The 6,449-nt window shown below is 65.2% G+C and carries 8 protein-coding genes; 2 read left to right on the forward strand and 6 right to left on the reverse strand.

Annotated features, from left to right (window positions below; genetic code table 11):
• Window positions 1-100 precede the first annotated feature (100 nt).
• Both cydB and AS93_RS20440 read left to right on the forward strand, forming a co-directional pair.
• The gene (gene cydB, locus AS93_RS0117835; RefSeq protein ID WP_027591854.1) at window positions 101-1,108 is read left to right on the forward strand and encodes a cytochrome d ubiquinol oxidase subunit II; all 1,008 of its coding nucleotides are present in this window, start codon (window positions 101-103) and stop codon (window positions 1,106-1,108) included.
• Window positions 1,108-1,239, forward strand: coding sequence for a DUF2474 family protein (locus tag AS93_RS20440; protein WP_074467549.1), 132 nt, complete (start codon window positions 1,108-1,110; stop codon window positions 1,237-1,239). The genes cydB and AS93_RS20440 overlap by 1 nt, the downstream gene beginning before the upstream one ends.
• 13 nt (window positions 1,240-1,252) lie before the next feature.
• On the opposite strand, the gene AS93_RS0117845 is transcribed toward AS93_RS20440, so the two are convergent.
• The 6 genes from AS93_RS0117845 to rimO form a co-directional block, all read right to left on the reverse strand.
• Window positions 1,253-1,609 (reverse strand): hypothetical protein, encoded by a 357-nt coding sequence (locus AS93_RS0117845; protein ID WP_234703292.1) that lies wholly within the window; start codon window positions 1,607-1,609, stop codon window positions 1,253-1,255.
• Between the two features lie 30 nt (window positions 1,610-1,639).
• Window positions 1,640-2,146, reverse strand: a complete 507-nt coding sequence (locus tag AS93_RS0117850) for an outer membrane beta-barrel protein (protein WP_027591856.1) — start codon at window positions 2,144-2,146, stop codon at window positions 1,640-1,642.
• Between the two features lie 77 nt (window positions 2,147-2,223).
• The gene (locus tag AS93_RS0117855) at window positions 2,224-2,763 is read right to left on the reverse strand and encodes a dihydrofolate reductase family protein (protein WP_051587535.1); all 540 of its coding nucleotides are present in this window, start codon (window positions 2,761-2,763) and stop codon (window positions 2,224-2,226) included.
• Window positions 2,764-2,875: 112 nt separating this feature from the next.
• Window positions 2,876-4,084, reverse strand: a complete 1,209-nt coding sequence (gene trpB / locus AS93_RS0117860) for a tryptophan synthase subunit beta (RefSeq protein ID WP_027591858.1) — start codon at window positions 4,082-4,084, stop codon at window positions 2,876-2,878.
• 74 nt (window positions 4,085-4,158) lie between these two features.
• The gene (locus tag AS93_RS0117865) at window positions 4,159-4,767 is read right to left on the reverse strand and encodes a hypothetical protein (protein ID WP_027591859.1); all 609 of its coding nucleotides are present in this window, start codon (window positions 4,765-4,767) and stop codon (window positions 4,159-4,161) included.
• A 146-nt stretch (window positions 4,768-4,913) separates the two neighbouring features.
• The gene (gene rimO / locus AS93_RS0117870) at window positions 4,914-6,239 is read right to left on the reverse strand and encodes a 30S ribosomal protein S12 methylthiotransferase RimO (protein WP_027591860.1); all 1,326 of its coding nucleotides are present in this window, start codon (window positions 6,237-6,239) and stop codon (window positions 4,914-4,916) included.
• Window positions 6,240-6,449: the final 210 nt, after the last annotated feature.

Consider the following 6,449-nt stretch of genomic DNA (forward strand, 5'->3'; position numbering starts at 1 on the left):
CGGTGGCCCCGGCCGGCCCCGCACGCCGGCGCGCCCCTTGTCGGCCGCCGACCAGGCCTTGCCGGGCGGGCGCGATCAATTGGGCGAGGGGGGCTGAATCATGGGTATCGATTACTCGCTGATCTGGGCGGTGATCATCATCTTCGGCGTGATGATGTACGTGGTGATGGACGGCTTCGACCTGGGCATCGGCATCCTCTTCCCGTTCGTACCCGGCAAGCAGGACCGCGACCTGATGATGAACACCGTGGCACCGGTCTGGGATGGCAACGAGACCTGGCTGGTCCTTGGCGGGGCGGGCCTGTTCGCGGCCTTCCCGCTGGCCTATGCGGTGGTGCTGTCGGCCCTTTATTTGCCCATCGTGTTCATGCTCATCGGTCTGATCTTTCGGGGTGTGGCCTTCGAGTTCCGTTTCAAGGCGGACGAACGGCATCGGCCTTTCTGGGACTGGGCCTTCATTGGCGGCTCGCTGACCGCGACCTTCTTCCAAGGGGTGGTACTGGGCGCCTTCATCAGTGGCTTGCCGGTGGAAAACCGCGGCTACGCCGGTGGCCCGCTGGACTGGCTGACCCCCTTCGCGGTGTTCTGCGGGCTGGGGTTGATCGCCGCCTATGCGCTGCTGGGCTGCACCTGGTTGATCATGAAGACTGGCGGCGAACTGCAGCGGCGCATGCACGACATCGGCATCCCGCTGCTGGGCGTGTTGCTGGCGGTGATCGGCGTGGTAAGCCTGTGGACGCCGCTGGCCCATGAGCGCATCGCGGAGCGCTGGTTCAGCCTGCCGAACCTGTTCTGGTTCCTGCCGGTGCCAATCCTGGTGCTGTTGTGCAGCTGGGCGTTGTATCGGGCGATCCAGCGTTACGCCCACTACTCGCCGTTCCTGCTTACCCTGGCGCTGATCTTTCTGGGTTACAGCGGGCTGGGCATCAGCCTGTGGCCGAACATCATTCCGCCAGCGATCAGCATCTGGGACGCCGCCGCGCCGCCGCAAAGCCAGGGCTTCGCGCTGGTGGGCGCGCTGTTCATCCTGCCGTTCGTGCTGATCTACACCGCCTGGAGCTACTACGTGTTCCGCGGCAAGATCACCCCGGACAGTGGTTACCACTGATGACGGAGCGCGCCTGGTGGCGGCGTCTGGCCTGGCTGGCCGGCCTGTGGACGGCCAGCGTGGTGGCGCTGGCGCTGCTGGCCTGGCTGCTGCGTCTGTTGATGAGCGCGGCGGGGTTGAGTACGCCGTAGCGTGCCGGTGGCCTTAGCGGCAATCGCGCGCACTCGCCTCGCGGTACTCGAGCACTTCTTCAAGGTGGAGGCTGCCGGGGAAATCGCGGCACCAGGGACAGTCCAGCGCGGGGCCTACCGTACCGCGCACCCGGGCGAAGGCTTCTTCGCCGGGCTCATCCACCAGCTCGGCGTAACGCGTCTCCAGGCGCTCGCGCAGGGCATCGTCCGCCACGACCCACAACGGTTCCTCGGCCTGGCAGCCAATGAACACCTGCATGCGTGGGGCCATCACCAGATGACCCGCCAGCGTGTCGGCGGGCTGTTGCGGGGGCGGTGCGGCGCAACCGGCCAGCGCGCCGAGCAGCAGGGCGAGTGACGAGCGTTGCATGGGCAGCTCCGTAAGGCCGGTCAGGCCGGATCAGAAGGAGAAGTTGACCCCGAAGCTCATCAGATCGACCTCATCCACCAGGTTGATCCATTCCATGCTGGCGCTGAGATTCGGTGCCAGGTGCAGATCGACCCCCAGGCCGGCGCTGAAATCGTGTTCGGACCAGGTATGCACCGGGCTGACGCGGTTGTAGATCTTGCCTTCCGCACGGGAATAACCACCGATGATGTAGGCGGAGAACTGTGGGTTGAAGGGCATGAGCAGCTTGGCGTAAGCACCGACGTAGTTGTCGATCTCGTAGGTCAGGCCGTTGATGCTGTCATCGGTCAGGCCGGTACCCAGGCGGGCTTCCAGGGCGAGGTTCTGGCTGGCCTGGAAGCCCAGCTTGTAGCCGAGGGAGGTCAGGTCGGTATGGTCGATTTCCGCGCGGGAAATCATCACCCCGCCGTAGGGGCCGATCTGGGCCTGGGCAAGGGTGGTGGCGGCGAATGTCGACAGCCCGACAGCGAATACGGCGACTTTCAAAGCGCTTTTCATAACGGCCTCATGAATAGAAAACCCGCGGATCATAGCGTGGGGCCATTAAGCGCTTCAATGAACGGCTGCCGATTCGCTCAGGTCAGCACCCGATAACGGTTCTGTACAAAGCCGAATGGATAGGATTGCGAGGCTTCCAGCTGCAGGCTGGCCGCCACACCGGAGCGTCCGAACAGCGAAACGCCATTGCCCAGCAGCACGGGCACGGTGGTGAGGGTGATGGTGTCGATGAGCCCCTGACGCAGGCAGCCGCGAATCAGCGATTCGTCGTCCAGAAAGGCGTGGCCGAAGCCCTGCTTTTCCAGTAGCCGCGCCAGCTCCCTGGGTGAACGATTGGTCAGCGACACGCTGGCCGGCACTCCGTCGGGCAGGCTCGCCCACTCCGGACACACCACGAAGACCGGCTTGACGCCGTAGGGCCATTCGGGGAAGCACAGCGCCTGCTCCAGGGCGCGGCGCCCGAAGACCAGCGCATCCATGCCGGCAAGAAACTCCTGATAACCGCAATCTTCACCCTCCGGCACCTGGCGGGTGAGATCGAGCAGCCAGCCGATGCCGCCATGGGCATCGGCGACGTAGCCATCGAGACTGGTGGCAACAAAGACGGAAAATTTCACGATCACTCCCCGGTGGGTGGACACGCGAATCAGCGTAGCCGTCGATTCGCCAGGGAGCGTTCGCCGAAAGGCGGGGCGCATCAGGGGACCGTCGGACGGCCCCCGAGATCTATTACAGACCCAGCTTCTGCGCCACGTAGTCGGCGTCCTTGTCGCCGCGACCCGAGAGGTTGACCAGGATGTGCTGGTCCTTCGGCAGCTTCGGTGCGGCGCGCATGGCCCAGGCCACCGCGTGTGCGCTTTCCAGCGCCGGGATGATGCCCTCGGTACGCGACAAGGTCATGAAGGCGTCCAGGCATTCCTGGTCGGTGACCGATTGGTAGTCCACCCGGCCGATGTCCTTCAGGTAGCTGTGTTGCGGGCCGACGCCGGGATAATCGAGGCCGGAGGCGATGGAGTGCACGGCGGCCGGGTTGCCCTCGGCGTCTTCCAGGACGTAGCAGGCCATGCCGTGGATCTCGCCGGGCTTGCCGACCGACAGGGTGGCGGCGTGCCGACCGGGCTTGTCCACGCCTTCACCGGCCGGCTCGACGCCTACCAGATGCACGCCCTCGTCACCCAGGAAGGCGGTGAACAGGCCCATGGCGTTGGAGCCGCCGCCGACACAGGCGGCCGCATGATCGGGCAAGCGGCCATGCTTGGCGAGGAACTGCTCGCGGGCCTCGCGGCCGATGATCGACTGGAAGTCGCGGACCATCTTCGGGAACGGGTGCGGGCCAACCACCGAGCCAATGGCGTAGATGTAGTTCTGCGGGTCCTTGAGGTATTCCTCGAAGGCGCTGTCCACGGCTTCCTTGAGGGTCGCAGCGCCACGGGTCACCGGCACCAGCTTGCAGCCGAGGATCTTCATCTTGGTGACGTTGGGGTGTTCCTTCTCGATGTCCACCTGGCCCATGTGGATCTCGCAGGGAATGCCCACCAGTGCGCAGGCGGTGGCCAGGGCCACGCCGTGCTGGCCGGCGCCGGTTTCGGCGATCACCTTCTTCTTGCCCATGAACTTGGCCAGCAGCGCCTCGCCCAGGCAGTGGTTGATCTTGTGCGCGCCGGTGTGGTTCAGGTCTTCGCGCTTGAGGTGGATCTGCGCGCCGCCCAGTTTTTCCGACAGGCGCCTGGCATGGAAGATCGGGCTCGGCCGGCCGACGTAGTCGGCGAACAGGCTGGCCAGTTCCTCCTGGAAGTCCGCGCGCTGGCGGATTTCCTCGTAGGCGGCGTCGATGTCGTCCATCGCCTGCTTGAGGTGCGGCGGCACCAGTTGGCCACCGTAGGGGCCGAAATAGCCGCGGGCGTCGGGCATGGGGGCGAAGCGCGAGTCTTGGGTCATTGGCAGAGGTCCAGGTTGAGGTCGTATGGGTGTGGCAGTTTATCGGGCGAGCTGCCGCGCCGGTCTGCGGCAAATCAGCATGCGGGCAACTCCTGCGCATCGGCGCTGGCGATTGCCAGGCCGCGCGGATCGTCCGGCAGTGAACGCAGGCTGACCGGCATCCGGCTCAGCCGCTCCAGCAGCCGGCTTTCGCGGCGCAGCGGCCACCAGTCGTACAGGTACATTTCCACCGGGCGCCAGAGCGCGACCCAGCCGATCACCATCAGCCCTTCGGCGAGGGTCTGGGCCAGCAGGTTGTCGAGGACGCCGATCAGGTTGTACAGCAGCATGCACACGGCCATGAAACACAGGCCCAGCAGGGTGGTGCGGTGGGCCATGCGCAGGTGCTCGCGCAGGCGGCGCTGGCTGTTCTCGGCTTGCCAGGCGAAGTGGAAGCACACGGTGTGGCGCGCGCGTTCCGCAGTTTCGGCGGACAGCTCGTGGGCGGGCAGCCAGAGGTTCAGGGCCAGCGGTTCATGCGCCGGCAGCTCGCGGCAGGCGTCGAGGATGTAGCGTTCGGCGTCCGGGGCCAGGTCACGCCGGCTGAAGGGCGACGGATCGCGCGTATCGGCCAGCTGTTGCAGGCGATCCAGGCGCAGGTCGATCTGCCAGGTGTCGCCTTCGCGGCGATAAGGCGTGTTCATGGAGGGTTCCGGTCGGGGGTCTGGGTGAATTCTACGTCGGCGGACCCCGGCCACAGCAATTCGCGGATGGTCAGAGGCAATCCTGATGCGCGCGATTGCCCATGAAAAAGCCCCGCACAGGCGGGGCTTCCTTGTAGCGGCGACGCTTAGATTCGCTCGGCCCACAGGTCGTATTCATCAGCATCGACCACCCGTACGCGCACCTTGTCGCCGGGCTTGAGGGTCGGGTCGGCGATGAACACGCTGCCATCGATCTCCGGCGCGTCGGCCCAGGAGCGCGCCACCGCGCCTTCATGGTCGACCTCATCGACCAGCACCTCGATCTCGGTGCCGATCTTGCGTTGCAGGCGTGCGGCGGAGATTGCCTGCTGGTGCGCCATGAAGCGCTCCCAGCGCTCCTGCTTGACCTCGTCCGGCACCGGCTCCAGGCCCAGTTCCTCGGCTGGCGCGCCTTCCACGGGCGAGTACTGGAAGCAGCCAACACGGTCGAGCTGGGCTTCGGTCAGCCAGTCGAGCAGGTACTGGAAGTCTTCCTCGGTCTCGCCGGGGAAGCCGACGATAAAGGTGGAGCGGATGGTCAGCTCGGGGCAGATCTCGCGCCAGGCCTTGATGCGCGCCAGGGTCTTGTCCTCGAACGCCGGGCGCTTCATGGCCTTTAGCACCTTCGGGCTGGCGTGCTGGAAGGGGATATCCAGGTAGGGCAGCAGCTTGCCGGCGGCCATCAGCGGGATCACGTCGTCGACGTTCGGGTACGGGTAGACGTAATGCAGGCGCACCCACACGCCCATCGCCGAAAGCGCCTCGCACAGCTCGAGCATGCGGGTCTTCACCGGGCGGCCGTCCCAGAAGTCGGTCTTGTACTTGAGGTCCACGCCGTAGGCGCTGGTGTCCTGGGAAATCACCAGGATCTCCTTGACGCCGGCCTTGACCAGGCGCTGCGCCTCGGACAGCACATCGCCCACCGGGCGGCTGACCAGCTTGCCGCGCATGGACGGGATGATGCAGAAGCTGCAGCTGTGGTTGCAGCCTTCGGAAATCTTCAGATAGGCGTAGTGGCGCGGGGTGAGCTTGATGCCCTGCGGCGGCACCAGGTCGACGAACGGATCGTGGTCCTTCTTCGGCGGGATCACCTCGTGCACGGCATTGACCACCTGCTCGTACTGCTGCGGACCGGTGACGGCCAGCACGCTGGGGTGCACGTTGCGAATGCTGTCCTCGTTGACGCCCATGCAGCCGGTGACGATGACCTTGCCGTTCTCGGCAATCGCCTCGCCGATGGTGTCCAGCGACTCGGCCTTGGCACTGTCGATGAAGCCGCAGGTGTTGACCACCACCACGTCGGCGTCTTCGTAGGTGGGCACGATCTCGTACCCTTCCATGCGCAGCTGGGTAAGGATGCGTTCGCTATCGACGGTTGCTTTCGGGCAACCAAGGCTCACGAAGCCGACTTTGGGCGTGGAGGTGCTGGACATGCGGGTGAAACCTCTGTGGCGCTGACGGGCGCCTCTGATCAAAAAGTGCGCGATTTTAGCGGCAGGTTGGAAACCTGAACAGACGGAATCACGGTTTTTTTCCTGAGCGGCCAGGCCCATGCGGTGAATCGCGCGCAAACGAAAAAGGCCACTCGATTGAGTGGCCTTTCTTCGTGATTCTGGTTGCGGGAGCTGGATTTGAACCAACGA

Source organism: Pseudomonas sp. RL (genome assembly GCF_000647775.1).
Classification (GTDB): domain Bacteria; phylum Pseudomonadota; class Gammaproteobacteria; order Pseudomonadales; family Pseudomonadaceae; genus Serpens; species Serpens flexibilis.